This window comes from Paenarthrobacter sp. 4246 (genome assembly GCF_040546855.1).
GTDB lineage: Bacteria > Actinomycetota > Actinomycetes > Actinomycetales > Micrococcaceae > Arthrobacter.
Genome location: NZ_JBEPOP010000012.1, coordinates 83,147 through 98,332, shown reverse-complemented (window position 1 = coordinate 98,332; position 15,186 = coordinate 83,147). Strand labels below are relative to the sequence as shown.

16 protein-coding genes and 1 riboswitch are annotated in these 15,186 nt (G+C 64.3%); of the genes, 10 read left to right on the top strand and 6 right to left on the bottom strand.

Going from position 1 to position 15,186, the window contains the following annotated elements; translation table 11 throughout:
- The first annotated feature begins 2 nt into the window (after positions 1-2).
- From ABIE35_RS19555 to ABIE35_RS19540, 4 genes are read left to right on the top strand one after another with little or no spacing between them, the layout of a single operon-like run.
- Entirely contained in the window at positions 3-269 is a 267-nt protein-coding gene (locus tag ABIE35_RS19555; protein WP_354517528.1) for a DUF1737 domain-containing protein, read from the top strand.
- The gene (locus ABIE35_RS19550; protein WP_159708158.1) at positions 266-676 is read left to right on the top strand and encodes a rhodanese-like domain-containing protein; all 411 of its coding nucleotides are present in this window, start codon (positions 266-268) and stop codon (positions 674-676) included. Before ABIE35_RS19555 ends, ABIE35_RS19550 begins: the two co-directional genes overlap by 4 nt.
- The gene (locus tag ABIE35_RS19545; RefSeq protein WP_354517527.1) at positions 677-1,885 is read left to right on the top strand and encodes an O-succinylhomoserine sulfhydrylase; all 1,209 of its coding nucleotides are present in this window, start codon (positions 677-679) and stop codon (positions 1,883-1,885) included.
- A gap of 10 nt (positions 1,886-1,895) precedes the next feature.
- Positions 1,896-2,525, top strand: coding sequence for a hypothetical protein (locus ABIE35_RS19540; RefSeq protein ID WP_354517526.1), 630 nt, complete (start codon positions 1,896-1,898; stop codon positions 2,523-2,525).
- On the opposite strand, the gene ABIE35_RS19535 is transcribed toward ABIE35_RS19540, so the two are convergent.
- Positions 2,522-3,718: a glutamate--cysteine ligase 2 gene (locus tag ABIE35_RS19535; protein WP_354517524.1), complete on the bottom strand. Its 1,197-nt coding sequence runs from the start codon at positions 3,716-3,718 to the stop codon at positions 2,522-2,524. The genes ABIE35_RS19540 and ABIE35_RS19535 overlap by 4 nt on opposite strands.
- A 157-nt stretch (positions 3,719-3,875) precedes the next feature.
- Positions 3,876-5,399: a UDP-N-acetylglucosamine 1-carboxyvinyltransferase gene (locus ABIE35_RS19530; RefSeq protein WP_354517522.1), complete on the bottom strand. Its 1,524-nt coding sequence runs from the start codon at positions 5,397-5,399 to the stop codon at positions 3,876-3,878.
- Positions 5,400-5,609: 210 nt separating this feature from the next.
- Between ABIE35_RS19530 and ABIE35_RS19525 the strand changes: the two genes are divergently transcribed.
- The gene (locus tag ABIE35_RS19525; protein ID WP_354517521.1) at positions 5,610-6,620 is read left to right on the top strand and encodes a DUF6973 domain-containing protein; all 1,011 of its coding nucleotides are present in this window, start codon (positions 5,610-5,612) and stop codon (positions 6,618-6,620) included.
- A 143-nt stretch (positions 6,621-6,763) separates the two neighbouring features.
- Positions 6,764-7,114 (top strand): hypothetical protein, encoded by a 351-nt coding sequence (locus ABIE35_RS19520; RefSeq protein WP_354517520.1) that lies wholly within the window; start codon positions 6,764-6,766, stop codon positions 7,112-7,114.
- Between the two features lie 32 nt (positions 7,115-7,146).
- Here ABIE35_RS19520 and ABIE35_RS19515 read toward each other — a convergent pair whose 3' ends face one another.
- Entirely contained in the window at positions 7,147-7,881 is a 735-nt protein-coding gene (locus tag ABIE35_RS19515) for a siderophore-interacting protein (protein ID WP_354517519.1), read from the bottom strand.
- A gap of 101 nt (positions 7,882-7,982) precedes the next feature.
- Between ABIE35_RS19515 and ABIE35_RS19510 the strand changes: the two genes are divergently transcribed.
- Together ABIE35_RS19510 and ABIE35_RS19505 are read left to right on the top strand one after the other, a co-directional pair.
- Positions 7,983-10,097: a penicillin acylase family protein gene (locus ABIE35_RS19510; RefSeq protein ID WP_354517518.1), complete on the top strand. Its 2,115-nt coding sequence runs from the start codon at positions 7,983-7,985 to the stop codon at positions 10,095-10,097.
- 51 nt (positions 10,098-10,148) lie between these two features.
- Positions 10,149-10,748 carry a GNAT family N-acetyltransferase gene (locus ABIE35_RS19505; protein ID WP_354517516.1) on the top strand — a complete coding sequence of 200 codons (600 nt, stop codon included), beginning with the start codon at positions 10,149-10,151 and terminating at the stop codon, positions 10,746-10,748.
- Here the strand turns inward: ABIE35_RS19505 and ABIE35_RS19500 are convergent.
- Genes ABIE35_RS19500 through ABIE35_RS19490 form a run of 3 tightly spaced genes read right to left on the bottom strand, consistent with a single transcriptional unit; the run spans position 10,745 to position 13,763 of the window.
- Positions 10,745-11,539 carry an energy-coupling factor transporter transmembrane component T family protein gene (locus ABIE35_RS19500; RefSeq protein WP_354517514.1) on the bottom strand — a complete coding sequence of 265 codons (795 nt, stop codon included), beginning with the start codon at positions 11,537-11,539 and terminating at the stop codon, positions 10,745-10,747. The two genes, ABIE35_RS19505 and ABIE35_RS19500, sit on opposite strands and share 4 nt — an antisense overlap.
- Complete coding sequence (locus ABIE35_RS19495; RefSeq protein ID WP_354517512.1) at positions 11,536-13,143, bottom strand: ABC transporter ATP-binding protein; 1,608 nt, start codon at positions 13,141-13,143, stop codon at positions 11,536-11,538. The genes ABIE35_RS19500 and ABIE35_RS19495 overlap by 4 nt, the downstream gene beginning before the upstream one ends.
- The gene (locus tag ABIE35_RS19490; protein WP_354517511.1) at positions 13,143-13,763 is read right to left on the bottom strand and encodes an ECF transporter S component; all 621 of its coding nucleotides are present in this window, start codon (positions 13,761-13,763) and stop codon (positions 13,143-13,145) included. The genes ABIE35_RS19495 and ABIE35_RS19490 overlap by 1 nt, the downstream gene beginning before the upstream one ends.
- Before the next feature lie 76 nt (positions 13,764-13,839).
- Positions 13,840-13,976: riboswitch (TPP riboswitch) on the bottom strand.
- Positions 13,977-14,173: 197 nt separating this feature from the next.
- Between ABIE35_RS19490 and ABIE35_RS19485 the strand changes: the two genes are divergently transcribed.
- Together ABIE35_RS19485 and ABIE35_RS19480 are read left to right on the top strand one after the other, a co-directional pair.
- A complete protein-coding gene (locus ABIE35_RS19485; protein ID WP_354517509.1) occupies positions 14,174-14,872 on the top strand; it encodes an NUDIX hydrolase in 699 nt (232 codons plus the stop codon).
- 35 nt (positions 14,873-14,907) lie between these two features.
- Positions 14,908-15,168, top strand: a complete 261-nt coding sequence (locus ABIE35_RS19480; protein ID WP_354517506.1) for a DUF4235 domain-containing protein — start codon at positions 14,908-14,910, stop codon at positions 15,166-15,168.
- Positions 15,169-15,186: the final 18 nt, after the last annotated feature.

The window sequence follows — 15,186 nt, the reverse complement described above, 5'->3', positions numbered from 1 at the left end:
CAATGCCTGAACCCACTGAAGAAAAACTCTCTTACCGCCTGATTACAGGCCCGGATAACCGCGATTTCTGCGAGCGTATCCACAATTCCCTCGTCGAGGGCTATGTGCTCCATGGCAGCCCTGCAGCCACCTTCAACGGCACGGAAGTGATCGTTGCCCAAGCGATTGTGCTGCCCGCGGCGATCGCCAATGCTGATGCCGCCGTCGCCAACGCAGTGGACCAGCTTGAGAACTACGACGATGTAGAAGCATTCGAGGGCCACGCATGAGCTACGCAGGTGACCTGACCCCGCAGGACGCGTGGGCCAAGCTCGAAGAAGGCGCCATCCTGGTGGATGTTCGCACCGAGGGCGAGTGGGCCCACATCGGCATCCCGGACACCAAAGCCACCGAGAATGATCCCCTGTTCATCCAGTGGAACCTCGCTGGCGGTATCCCGAACTCCCGCTTCATCGAGGACCTGCAGCAGCAGGCACCCGAGGATGACGCCGTGGAGCTCGTCTTCATCTGCCGCTCCGGCCAGCGCTCCATCTCCGCTGCCATCGCCGCAACGCAGGCCGGCTTCACTGCGTACAACGTCCTTGAGGGCTTCGAAGGCGAACCGGACCGTTACGGTGAGCGCACCGTAAACGGCTGGAAGAACCGTGGCCTGCCGACGAATCTGGGGACCGAGTAAGTGACCTTTAATCCCGACGCCGCCAGCTGGAGCCCTGACACCCAGGCCGTTCGCGGTGGCCTTGACCGCACCAATTTCCAGGAAACGTCCGAGCCCGTTTTCCTGAACTCCGGGTTTGTCTATGAATCGGCCGCCGCTGCCGAACGTGCCTTCACGGGCGAGGACGAACGCTTCGTTTACTCCCGCTACGGCAACCCGTCCGTCGCCACTTTCCAGGAGCGGCTGCGACTGCTCGAAGGAACCGAGGCGTGCTTTGCTACGGCATCCGGCATGTCAGCGGTCTTCACCGCCCTGGGTGCCCTGCTGGCCTCAGGCGACCGCGTGGTGGCCGCCCGCTCGCTGTTCGGCTCCTGCTTCGTGATCCTCAACGAGATCCTGCCCCGCTGGGGCGTGGAGACGGTGTTCGTTGACGGCCCGGATCTGGATCAGTGGCGTGAAGCCCTCTCTGAACCGACCACAGCCGTGTTCTTTGAGTCGCCCTCCAATCCCATGCAGGAGATCGTCGACATCGCTGCCGTCAGCGAACTGGCGCATGCCGCCGGGGCGACCGTCGTTGTCGACAATGTCTTCGCCACTCCCCTGTTGCAGCGCTGCGGTGAGCTGGGCGCGGACGTGATCGTGTACTCCGGCACCAAGCACATCGATGGCCAAGGCCGTGTCCTTGGCGGCGCGATCCTGGGCACCAAAGAGTTCATCGATGGTCCCGTCAAGCAGCTCATGCGCCACACCGGCCCTTCCCTTTCCGCGTTCAATGCCTGGGTGCTGACCAAGGGTTTGGAGACCATCGGACTGCGCGTCAACCACAGCTCGGCATCCGCTTTGAAGATCGCGGAGTGGCTCGAGCAGCAGCCTGCCATCAGCTGGGTCAAGTACCCGCTGCTCACGTCCCACCCGCAGTACGAGCTTGCCGCGAAACAGATGAAGGCCGGCGGCACTGTGCTGACGTTCGAGCTGTCTCCTTCGGCCGGGCGCTCAGCCAAAGAGGCTGCGTTCGCCTTGCTCGATGGCCTCCGCGTCATTGACATCTCCAACAACCTGGGCGATTCCAAATCCCTCATCACCCACCCAGCTACCACCACCCACCGGGCCATGGGACCTGAGGGCCGGGCCGCGATCGGGCTTACCGACGGCGTGGTCCGCTTGTCTGTAGGACTGGAAGACGTGGACGATCTCATCCTGGATCTGGAGAAGGCCCTCAAACAGGTCTAGCCTTGCTGCCATGAGCGGGAACCATCCCTATCGCCGTGCCGGAGCGGTCATCGTTGCCGGCACGGTGGTGTGGTTCGTGGGAATCTCGCCGGTCTCGCGCGTCTACATCACTCCGGACGATGCCGAACGCCTGCGCATGCTGACCTCCGGACGGCGCGGCTGGATCGTGGGCCAGCACCTAACCGCAGTAGGGACCGTCGCCGTACCGGTGGGATTCGCCGCGTTTGCCCGCGCAGTTCCGGGTAAGGACGCCGTTCCGGACATCAACTCACCACGCGGGAAAGCGAAGAAGTGGGCTTACGCTGCCGCCGCCGCATTGCTCGCGGGTGCCCCGTTCTTCGTCTCCAGCCTCACCCGGCGGGCAGCTGACCTCGAGGGTTTTGCCTACCGCCGGGGATCCAACGCGCCGTTCCTGGCCTATTCGGGATTGCATGTGGTGGCGTTGGCCGCCTTGGGTGGGAGTCTCCTTTCCTTGCCCACAAAACGCTGGATCGGCGTTACGGCCGCAATCAGCGCCCCTGTCTACGGTGCCATTCTGGTAGCAAAAAAGGACATCCCGCCGTTCTGCTTCTATTTGGTGGAGGGTCTCACTGGCGCCTACTTGATGGCCTGGGAAGAAACGGAAACCGACAAGGCCTAAGGCCTCCTGACTCGGGACAGCATCGGCGCGGGTTCCTTGTGCGCGTCGGCGGAGGTTCCGCGAACCGTCACCTTCGCTGCATGCCCGACGACGGCGGCCAGGGCAGCGCTGGTGGGCGGACCGTCCGGCTGGTTCTGGCTGCCGCGCTGCCTGTTGTTGTACCGCACTGCAGCTTCCCGTTGCTCGTCCGCGCCGTTCCCCCGCTCCAGCAGAGCTGAGATCCCCGCTTTGACCAGCTCCAGTTCGCCTTGGTCATCCAGCACTGGGCTCACGTAATCCACCAGGGCCCAGACGACGTCCGCCGCCGGCTGGGGGCGGAAATCACCGAAGTCCAGGAGCTCTCCACGCAAGCCCGCATTGCTGGCCTGCCAACTCGCCATCCGCAGGAGTGCCGTGGGCACCGCGGTGGGCTCAACGCCGTCGAGCATTTCCAAGGAAGCGGTCTCCACCAAAGCCCGCACCAGTACCGCAATCAACGCGGCGTCCTCGGCGCGGAGGCAGACGTCGGCCACGCGGACCTCCACTGTGGGGTGGTTCCGGGAGATTCGGGCGTCGAAGTAGATCATGCCCTCATCCAGGATCACGCCTGTTTCCAACAGCCGATTCACGATGCGCCGGTAGGCAGTGAGTGATCCGAACACGCCGGACGGTCCAGAGGTGGGCCAGCGGTTCCATGCCTGGGTGCGGTAGCTGTCGAAACCGGTGGGAAGGCCTCGCCAGTAGGGTGAGTTAGCGGTGAGGGCCGTGAGCACGGCGAGTTTGTCCCGGATATGGTCCAGCACCACCACACCTTCCTCAGGGGATTCGACAGAGGTGTGCACGTGGAATCCGCACGTCAATTGTTCCGTGGCGATGATTCCGAAGCGATCCAGCATCGCGGCATAGCGGGGATCCGGGGTGGTGTGGGTGTTCGAATCCAGCGGAGAGGTAGCGATGGCAGCAACCCGCGCTCCGTGCTGACGGGCTGCCTCGTTGGCCATGGCCCTGCCGCGGCGGACCTGATGCAGAAGATCACCGTAGCTGTGGCAGGGGCGGGTCTGGGTTTCGATCTGCTCCAGCTTGAGTTCGTGGCTGAGGCTCGTTGCGGATGCGGGTTGGTGGTGGCCGGCAAGCAGCGCATCCGCAAGGGCAAGGGGCTCTCCCGTCACAGGATGGACGATGAGCAGCTCTTCCTCGACCCCGAAAGTCCGCATGCTCCATTCTGCGTCAGGAGGCCGGTGGAGGACAGTGGCTGGAAGGGCAGCGAGGACCGCGGCACCGCACCCCTTCCCGCCATCCGCACCAGAGCGAACTGTGGCGGATGGCGGAAACGGGCGCGTCCCCGATCCGTTGCGGGCGTGCGCGTGGAGCCTAGTCCTGGAAGTACTCGATCTTGGCGCCGATGGTGTTCAACCGCTCTGCCAGGTCCTCGTAGCCACGCTCGATCACGTAGATGTTGCGGAGCTCTGACGTGCCCCGGGCAGCGAGCATGGCCAGGAGCAAGCAGGCGGCGGGGCGCAGGGCAGGCGGGCAGCCGATTTCGGCAGCGCGCCACTTAGTGGGTCCGTTGACGTAGATCCGGTGCGGATCAAGCAGTTGCACCTGGGCGCCCAGCTTGTTGAGTTCCGTCAAGTAGATGGCACGGTTCTCGTAGACCCAGTCATGGATCATGGTCTGGCCCTCGGCGTTGCCCGCGATCACAGCGAAGAACGGCAGGTTGTCGATGTTCAGGCCCGGGAACGGCATGGGGTGGATCTTGTCCTGCGGCGCGCGGAGCTCGGAAGGCTTGGTGGTGACGTCCACCAAGCGGGTCCGGCCATTGCGTGCCATGTATTCGCCGGAGATTTCAAGGTTCTGGCCCATCTGCTCCAACGTAGCCAGCTCGATCTCCATGAATTCGATGGGAACCCGGCGGATGGTGACCTCGGAGTTGGTCACGATGCCCGCGGTGATCAGGCTCATGGCCTCGATGGGATCCTCGGACGGGAAATACTCGATCTCCACATCAATGGCGGAACGGCCAGTGATCTTCAGCGTGGTGGTGCCGACGCCCTCGATTTCAACGCCCAGGCCGTGCAAGTAGAAGCAGAGGTCCTGGACCATGTAGTTGGGGCTGGCGTTGCGGATCACGGTGGTGCCCTCGCGGTGCGCGGCGGCCATGATGGCGTTCTCAGTAACGGTGTCGCCACGTTCGGTGAGGACGAAGGAACGGTGGTGGTCATCGGCCGGGGGCGCAGCTACGGAATAGAACCCGGACTTCGCTTCGACCTCAAGCCCGAACTGGCGCAGGGCCTGCATATGCGGCTCCACTGTGCGCGTTCCGAGGTCGCAGCCACCAGCGTAGGGCAGCAAATACTCACTGGTCTCGTCCAAGAGCGGACCCAGCAGCATGATGACGCTGCGGGTACGGCGGGCGGCGTCCACGTCCATTGAACCGAGGTCCAGGACCTCGGGCCTGCGGATGCGGAGGTCGCTTCCGTTGAGCCAGGTGCATTCGACGCCAATGGAGGTCAGTACTTCAACAATCCTGTTGACTTCTTCGATGCGGGCCAAGCGGCGCAACGTGGTGGTTCCGCGGTTGATGAGGCTGGCGCACAAAAGCGCGACACCGGCATTCTTGCTGCTGTTGACATCCACTTCGCCGGACAGGGTCTTGCCGCCCTCCACCCGGAGGTGGGTCATCTGTGGCTTGCCCACTTTGACGATTGATCGGCCGAATATTGCCTCTAGCCGTTCGATCATCCGGAGGCTGAGATTCTGTTTACCTTGCTCCATCCGGGCGATCGCGCTCTGGCTGGTTCCAAGCTCGGTAGCCAACTGCCCCTGCGTCCATCCTTTTTCGCCACGGGCGTTGCGGAGCAGAAGGCCTACGTGTTCAGCGGTAGGTTGCGTCATATCCAAGAAATATCACAGGTGAGCTAGAAGTCGCGCACAAAACGCCGTTTGAGCGGCAAACGTCACACCGTACCCGATCCGTGAGATATAGGGTGCGACGGCGACCGGTCACCACGGGCGAACGCTTTCCCTCAGTCGCCACCGGGCAGAAGTCCCCATTGCGGTCCGCGGGACAATACCAAAGCATTAAGGGAAAGCTCAGGGGGAAACATGCCTTTCTACGGCGCCGACGTCGACCAACTCAAAGCACTCTCCAAGGCCTTGGCCAACGGTGCGTCACAGCTGACCAGCCGGGCCCGGGAGCTCGACTCCTTGATCGGCCAAGGCATGACCGGCCAAGGCGGCGGCTGGCAGGGCCAGGATGCCAAGCGCTTTGCCGCAGATTGGCAGGGCCGCCTGAGGCCGTTGCTGGAGAGGACCACGCGAGGCCTGGAAGAGGCATCACAGTCCGTGCTCACCAATGCCGACCAGCAGTCCTCCGCGTCCACGGAGGGTAGCGGTGATTCAGGCAGTTCCGGCAGCGGCTCGGGCGGTTCCGGCAGCAGCTCCGCCAATTCCACCAACCCCGGAAACGACGCCACCACCAAAACCGCGGCCAATCCGAACCCTGACCAGCCAACACCGCAGGAAATCCTGGACCAATACCAGGTCAGCGACGCCGAGACCACCATGTGGCCCGGGGACTGGGACCCCCTGCGCTTCGTGGTTGACCAAAGGGAGGTCACCGAGAAGGAAGCGGAACTCCTCAACGGGCTGGGTCCTTTCGAGATGAACGCCTTCAAAGGCATTCACGATGACGCCTTCAGCACTGCCGACGACCGCTTCCCCAGCGCCGACCGTAACGATGACCAGAACGATGCCTTCCGCCACGCATATTGGAACGCGCTTATGGTCAAGGAGTTCGGTGCGGACTGGGCGGAGGACTACGCCACTGCGCACGAGCAACTCCCCGGCAACCCCGCGCCCCGCGAAGCCATGGATCTGTACAACAATGAGGTGGGCCGCAATGTGGCCATAGCCAACCCGGATGCCAGCGCTGAGGAGCTTGCGGACTTGATCGAGGAAGCCGTGAACAACGGCGAAACTGTGGTGGTGGGACAGGACCTGCTGCCCCACCCGTCCAATGAGGTCCCCATGGACCAAACCGGCGACGCCAACAACGCCGAGCCCGCCCCGGGCGAGGATCCAGAGTTTAACGACGAGTCGAGGACCACCTCGTGAGGTTCCAACACCAAACACAGGCCCGACGTCGGCCGCGGACTTCCGCTGGCCGCATCACCCTGGCTGGCCGCGTCACCGTAGCCGGCCTGCTCACTGTCATCCTGGCCTGCGCCCTGGCCGCCTGTTCACTAGGAGGATCTGTCATGCCCGAATCGAATGAGAAGCTCAACAGCCAGGTTCTCGAGTCCGCGAAGAACGGGACGGCCTTGAAACTGGCTGACGCCACGGACTTCGAGTGGGACCAGGCGGGTTTCATAACGGAGGGAACGCCGGCCAAGGACATCGAAGCAGCCTTCGGCGAGCCTCTGACCAAGGAGAACCGCTACACGGCCTCCCCCGCGTTGTTCGTCTTCCTGAAAGACGGGAAGGTGGCCAAGGCAATCCGCATCGTCCCAGATGCCTTCTTCGGCGCTGACGCACAAAAGAAGTACGGGCGGGACGTGGTCCTCACCCCGCCGGAGGGGAAAAAGGGCTTCCTCAACTGGCGCGAGTAGCGCCTAACACCGCGATGGAAGCGCCGCGATTCCTAGACGCGCCAGTACCCCAGGGCATCGATCCGGTGCTTGTCCACGCCCAGTGTCTTCCGCAGGTGTTTCACGATTGCGCGGGTGCTGGAGGCTTCGCAGGCGATCCAGAAGAAGTCGCTGGCCACGGACACAGTCTCCGCAGTGAGCGCATCGCAGACCTCCTCGACCAAAGCGGCACCGTCGCGTTTGCGCGGAACCCAGCTGACGACGTCGGACTCTGACGTCCGCACCTCCAGCGAGGGGTCGGCGTCGTGCTGGTATTCAATCCAGGCGGTCACGGGAGCCGCACCCGCGGCAGTAAGTTCCCGCTCGTCCAGCAGCGAGTTGATGGCCGGGATGGAGGCGGGATCGCCCACTACCCAGATCCGGCGCGGAGCGGGCTGCGGGAACGTGAAGGAACTGCCCTGCACGGTGGCGTCGATGGTGTCTCCGGCCTGGACGGAGCGGGCCCAGTCGGCGGCAACTCCGTTGTGCATCGCGAAGTCCATGCTGAACGTGCCGTCCGCAGGGGAAGCGTTGACCAGGGTGTAGGCACGCTGATGGGCCTTGCCGGAATCATCGAACCACAGCCTGATCCACATGGTGGGATGCAGCCCGCTTCGCTCCAGCAGTCCACCGTCGCGCACGTGCACGCGGAGGAAGTCCGGAGTGATTTCTTCCTTCCCGGTGACTTCCAGCGTGAAATCCTTGGCGCCCATGACTTTGAGCACGACGCCTTCCCAATTGCGCTTCAAGCAACACTCCTTCACGAACGGCCACGATTTGTGAACGAGGCCAAAGCCATTTATCTTGAGCTTAAGTAAGCCTAACCTAAGCTCGAAAGCGGCCAGAGATTATGACGCCTGCCCCGACGCACCCTTCCGCCCCGGCAGGCGGCCCCGGAACCTACCGTGATCAGTGGGGAATCCCCCACCTGTGGGCGGATTCCTCCGACGATCTCGCCTTCCTCCAAGGCATGAACGCAGCCACTGACCGCTCTTGGCAGATTGAACTGGAACGGTGGCGCTCCGAGGGTCGCACAGCTGAAGTCCTGGGTGCGGACGTTGTGGTCTGGGACCGGTTCGCACGCCAAGCCCGGCTGGATGACACCGCGCGCCGCTGCTTCGAGAACCTCGACGCCGAGACTCAGCGTTGGTGCGGACAGTACGTGGCCGGCATCAACCAAGCGCTGGCAGACGGACTCCGCGGCGGCCCCGAATTCGACGAGTCCGCCTGCACGCCGGAGCCATGGAATCCGTGGACGCCGCTGGGCGTCTTCCTGGTGCATCACATCCTCTTCTCCACGTTCCCCAACAAACTGTTCAGGGCCCACATCGCGCGGACATTGGGCGACGACGCCGTGGGCCTGTTCAGCATCGAAGCTCCCGTCTGGTCAGGCAGCAACGCCTGGGCCGCGCACGGCTCGACGACGGCGAGCGGCCTCCCGCTGATCGCCGGCGACCCCCATCGCCTCATGGAACTCCCCGGCGTGTACCAGCAGGTACGGCTCGCTTGCCCGGACTTCGACGCCATCGGTTTCGCGTTCCCCGGCGTCCCCGGCCTCCCGCACTTCGCCCACACGGGGCATACCGCTTGGGCCATCACCAACGCCATGGCCGACTACCAGGACCTCTTCGAGGAAGAACTGCGCCGGGTCACGGACGCCACCGGGGAACGCGTCGAGGCGCGCGGAGCGCATGGCTGGGAAACCGCCGTCGTGAGTGCCCAAACCATCACCGTCCGCGACGGTGAGCCGGTCACCGTGGAGGTCATCGAGACCGCGCGGGGTTCCGTGATCTCTGAAGCGCCCGACGGCGAGGCGCTGTGTTTGCGCTTTCCTGCCCGTGTTGAGGGGCGGCTTGGTTTTGAGGCCCTCCTGCCGCTGCTGCGGAGCCGGAGCGTCTCAGAGGTGGAAGCGGCGTTCGATGCCTGGGTGGAGCCCGTCAACAGCGTGGTGGCCGGGGACACGTCCGGAGCAGTGCGGCACTTTGTTGCCGGGCTTGTTCCGCAGCGCAATCCCGCCAACAGGAGGTTGCCCGCCCCGGCCTTCTCAGCCCGCCATGAGTGGGACGGTCAGTACGTAATCCTGCCCCGCACGGAGGTGGAGCAGTTTGCCGTGAGCGCGAACGACCGCGCGGCGGGAGGCGGCGACGCCGTAGCCATGGAGTTCGCCCCCGCGCATCGGGCGTTGCGCATCCGGGGGTTGCTCGAGTCGGCTCCGGGGCCGTTGTCCGTGGATGACATGCAGGCTATCCATACGGACACGCTCCTGGGTCCGTGGCCATTGTTCCGGTCGGTGTTGTCCGGCCTGGACGCTGATGAATTGTCCCGGGAAGCCGCGGGGCTGCGTTCGCTGCTGCTGGAGTGGGATGGCCACATGGATGCCGGGAGCCATCACGCCGCAGTGTTTGCGGAGTGGCGGGGCTCAGTGGTCCAGCGCCTGGCAAACCATCCCGCGCTTGCCCCCGTGAAGGAGCCAACGGGCTACTCGCCCTTGTTCGGGCCGTGGTTGTCAGTGGCATCCCGGATCGGCTTTGCGCTTGAGACCCTGCTGGTACGCGGCTCGGAACTCGGCATCAGCGTCGATGCGGAAGCCGCCGCAGCGCTTGAGGACGCTGCATTGAAGGAGTCCGTGCTGCGCTCCTGGGGCGACCGGCATACACTGTTGGCCGTTCATGTCCTCCCCGGCCCGCTGGCATCAGCGGCACCCACGGCGGGCCTCAGCGGAGATACGGGCTGTGTGCTCTGCACCGAGAGCCTCCCGGGCGTTGACGACCAAAGCTTCCGGGGTCCCGTGGCCCGCTACGTCTGGGACCTGTCCGAACGGCGCAACAGCCGCTGGATCGTCCCCTTCGGTGCCTCCGGTACGCCCGGCCACCAGCACTTTGCCGATCAACTCCCGCTCTGGACGGCCGGGGAACTCGCCCCGGTGGTCACTGACTGGCCTGAATTGATCAAAGACAATCCCTGACTCACCCTGTTCCCGCAAGTCGTCAGTTACGCACCAGCCCCGAAGGAAGCCATGACCACCACCACCCAGGACTTCTCTGTCCGTACCACCATCTACTCCGAAGACCTCGAAGGATGGGGCGCGCTGCGGCTTGTGCCGCTGGTTCCCGCCGAGGACATCGACCTCATCTTCGAATGGGTCACCCAGCCCCGCGCCAAGTTCTGGGGAATGACGGAGAATTCCCGCGAAGAAGTCCAGGGGATCTACGAGTTCCTTGATTCCCTGGAGACCCACCACGCGTTCCTGGCCGTCCTTGATGGCGAACCGATGGCCCTTTTCCAGACCTACGAGCCACTGCACGACCCCGTGGGCGAGGCCTACCCCGCACGCGAAGCAGACATTGGCATGCACTTGCTGTTGGCCCCTGCCACGCGGCCCATCCCGCACTTCACGCCGAAGCTCGGTACGTCCCTGATCAAGTACATGTTCTCCCTTCCGGGCAAGGACCGGGTTGTGGTGGAGCCGGATTCACGCAACGCCAAGGCCCTGCGTCGTTTGGAGGCCACCTGTTTTGAGCTGGGACCCATCATCCAGCTCGCCGAGAAGGAAGCCCAGCTGGGGTTCCTGACGCGGGCAGGCTTTGACGAGATCCAGGAACAGCAGGCCCGCTAGCGCCAGACGAAGCTCCACGTTCCTGCGCCCACGGCCGCGAGCACCGCGCCCGCAGCGATCACCACTCCGCCAAGGACCACCCAGACGTCCAGAAGCGAATAGGTGGACTCCCGCGCCCACGTCCGTTGACCGCCGCCGAAGCCGCGCGCTTCCATGGTGACTGCTAGCCGCGAAGCCCTCCGCACCGCCTGGACCAGCAGGCCGAAGCTCTGGCCGAGGGTGGCCTTCAAGCGCTGGAACGGGCTGCCGTGGGAACCGACGCCGCGGGCACGGCGGGCCATGCCGATGGTCTGCCATTCCTCGGCCATCAAGCCGACCAACCTCATGGCAGCCAGGGAACCCAGGACAAAGCGATGCGGCAACCTTGCTTTCTGCGCCAAGGCATCAGCCAAATCCGTGGGGTCCGTGCAGGTCATCAAGAGGATGGCCGGAACGGCAATCGCCAGACCGCGCATCATGAAACCCAGCCCTAGTTCAAGGGAACCTTCGCTGATGGACCAGAGTCCGACGTCGAGCAGTACAGCTCCGCTGTCCGCCGCCACGATCGCCGTGCTCCAGCCACCGATTGCTGCCGCGATGATGAGCGGCCACGCGCGCTGCCACAAAAGACGCAGAGTAAGCCCGGCCAGCGGAAACAATGCCAGCTCCGCAACCAAAGCAGTGGACGCCGATACCCAGTCGATGGACAGGGCCAGCACCAGGGAAATCAGGAAAACGGACACGAACTTTGCCAAGGGGTTGGCGCGGGTCAGCAGGGCATGATTCCCGCGGAGGTTCAGTGCATCCCTCATGCCGCACCCGCTTCCTGATGCGTGGCTTCACCATGCTGCACCGGACCGAGCCGCAGCTCCGTGCCGCCGAGCACAGCGCTGAATTCCTGGTCATGGGTCACGGAGACCACGGCCGTTCCGGCATCCAGCAACTCTGAAAGGAATGATGCCAACTCGGCCCAGGTGTTGGCATCCTGGCCGAACGTGGGCTCGTCGAGCACCAGCACTTGGGGATGCGCGGCGAGCACGGTGGCCACCGAAAGCCGCCGCTTCTCGCCGCCCGAAAGGGTGTAGGGGTTGGCGTCCACCAGATGCGTAAGCCGCAGCCGCTCCAGCAGTTCGTCCACGCGTTCCTCGCCGTGGCCCAAATGCCTGGGCCCAAACATGAGCTCGTCCAGGACCTTGCCCGTGACGAACTGGTGCTCCGGTTCCTGGAACACCGTCCCGATCCGCGAAATCAGCTGGTCTGCTTTCCACTTGAACGGGTCAATGCCTGCCCCCTTGGAAAGCTCGACGGCGGCACTCACCGTACCGTCAACCGGCGCCAAAAGGCCGGCCAACGTGAGCGCGAACGTGGACTTTCCAGCTCCGTTGGCTCCGGTGATGGTCAGTGCTTGGCCGGCCCTGACCTGCGCGGTGATTCCCGTTTGCACCGGGAGGGGCGGGATGGTCTTGAAGCCCTTGCGCCGCGGCTTTTCCTTGGAAACTGCGAGGTCCTGGGCAGCGAGGAGCAGTGGGGCGGCGTGGGGTTCGGCGGGGGTTTGGCTGCGTCGTTGGCGGGTGGCCGGAACGTACCCCGGCACCCAAACGCCGGCAGCCATCAACATGGTGCGGGCCTCGGACAGGACCTGGTCCGGTGGGCCGTCCAAAAGGACCGCGCCCGTTGCCTGGCCCGTTCCCGCCGCCGTCAGGGTACCCGGCTGCAGGACTACTATCCTGTCCACCAGGTTCTTCCACACGGACACACGGTGTTCCACCACCACCAGGGTGGCGCCGGTCTTGTCCAGGCAACGCCGAACAGCATCCCGAACCTCCAGCACTCCTACCGGATCCAGGTTGGCCGTGGGCTCGTCCAAGAGGATCAAGCCGGGTCGCATCGCGAGAATGCCCGCCAGCGCAAGGCGCTGCTTCTGCCCCCCGGAGAGAGCCGCCGTCGGGTGTTCCAACGCCAAACCGCCGCCCGCGGCGGTACGCAACCCGACGTCGTCGAGCGCTTCATGGACGCGGGACCAAATCTCATCCCGGGGCACAGCAAGGTTCTCGGCACCAAAGGCGACGTCGTCGCCAACACGCGACAAAACCACCTGTGTTTCAGGGTCCTGCTGCATCAGTCCGGCGCGGCCACGCTGTTCCCGGGGCGCGACGCCGTCGATCAGCAGTGAACCTGACTCGTCCGAGTCGTCTTCCTCATCGCCCAGCACACCGGCGAGGGCGTGCAGCAGCGTCGACTTGCCGGCTCCCGAAGGCCCCAGCAGCAGCACCCGCTCGCCCGGTTCAATCCGGAGGTCCAGACCATGAATGGCAGGAGTCGAGCGTCCGGCATGCCGCCAACCCCAGCCCTCGGCGGAGATGGCGGCAGGCCGCACCGGGCTGCTGTTCTTGCTGCCGCTCTGCGTAGCCGGCATCAGCTGAAGGCTGGCTCCGACGCAGCCTTGCGCGACGCGAAGGAGCTCAGGACACCGGTCTTGGCCAGGCCGCGGGTGGCAACCCAGGACAGCGCCCCGGCGATAATGGCGCCCGAGACGGTGGTGAAAGTGATGTACGCCAGCTTATCCATTGCCTCATAGGCGATGTTCCAGCCCCACGGGAGGAAGGAGTCGTTCAGGCCGCAGAAGAGGCCCGCACCGGCACCCGCGAGGAGGGCCGTGGGCAGGTTGAACTTCTTGTACCGGAAAGCGGCGAAGATGAGCTCTGCGCCCAGACCCTGCAGGACGCCGGAGATCAGGACGGTGGTGCCGTACTGGGAACCCATGATGAGTTCGCCGGTGGCCGCGACGGTTTCGCAGAACAACGCTGCGCCCGGCTTGCGGATAATGAGCATGCCCAGGACTGCGGGGATCATCCAGCCACCGGCGATCAGGCCGGTGAGCGGCGGATACGTCGCGTTCATGGGAATGGATACCAGCGCGGCGCCCTGGGACCAGGCCCAGAAGATCACGCCGCCTGCAATGGCGATCAAGGCCGCCACAACAATGTCTACAACACGCCAGTTATAACTGGTCTTCTTCACGTTTACCGTGGTCATTTTCTGCCTCCTGAGGTTACAGGAGGGGAAAGTGCTCCCCGGATTTCCAACCGGCCTGCGCCGCCCGGATCCGGACACTCTGAGAAGCTCGACTCCCTTGCGCCGGTACTAACCGGATCAGGTTCGAGGGTCTGCGGCTGTCCGCACTCTCAGCGCCCTCGCGTCTCCTGCATCTCTGCAAGGTCCGACGGCGGCGCTCCCCTGTCGTTATTAAATCTGCCCTGATGGGCTGGTTCAGTTTACACCTGCGCGTGTTGCGGGCGACGGTCCGGTGCCGGCCGGTGGTCACATTCGGGCGATGCGGGGACCGCTCTACGCCCCGTTTCCCAGTCCAGCAACGCAAATCCGTCCCCACAACGAGACCTGAGAGAATGATCCAGCAGACTCGACAGCGGCAAAGGGGCACTTTCATGAACAACCCACCCACTCGAAATCACCCTGCCGGCGAGGGCACCATATCCGAGCCCCGGCTCGCTGCCAGTGTCATCCTGCTCCGTGATGCCCCGGGCGGGCTCGAGGCGTTCGTCCAGCACCGGGTCAGCACCATGGACTTCGCCGCCGGAATGGTGGTCTTCCCGGGCGGCCGTGTGGATGCTGCGGACGAGTCAGGCTGGGACTACCCGGCGGGCCTGCTTCAACGCCACGCTGCCGCTTGGCGTTCGAGTTCCATCGGCACCCACACCACCTCAACGCAGGCCGAAACCAACGCAGGGACGGTCCTCACAGCCGCAATCCGCGAAGTCCAGGAGGAGTCCGGGCTCACCATCAGTGCCGAGGATGTCCGCCCCTGGGCCAACTGGATCACGCCCACGGACATGCCGAAGCGCTTTGACACCTTCTTCTACCTCGCCAAGCCCTCCCCGGGAGCCGAGCCCCGGCATCAAACCACGGAGGCGTGGCAATCGTTGTGGATGCCCGTGGACGGAATTCTGGAAGCGGAAGCGGCCGGGACGCTGAAGCTGATGCCGCCCACCTATTACCTGCTCAAGGAAATCGCTGAGTTTGGTTCCGTGGACGCTGCCTGGCTGGCAGAGCACCCTGTTGTTCCCGTGCTGGCCCCTGTTGGGTCCTTGGCAGCGTTCCTGAAAGAGCGCGAAAGCCGACGCTGACTCTGGAGTCGGCCACGGACGGCTAGGCTGGGGGCATGAACCTCTTCTTCAAGCTGATCGGTGCCGGAGTGAGCCTCGGAGCGGGCTTCGTAGGCACCAAACTCGTCAACAAAGGGTGGGAAAAGGCAACTGGCAACAAACCACCCATGGGCAACGACGACATGGAAACGAGCTTGCGTTCAGCACTGACTTTTGCGCTGATCTCAGCCTTCGTCAGCACCCTGATTCAGGTGTTGGCCAGCCGTGGCACACAGCGTGCCATTGCACGTTTCGCCAAGTCACACGACATCGTCTAGTCCGCAACCACAGCCAAC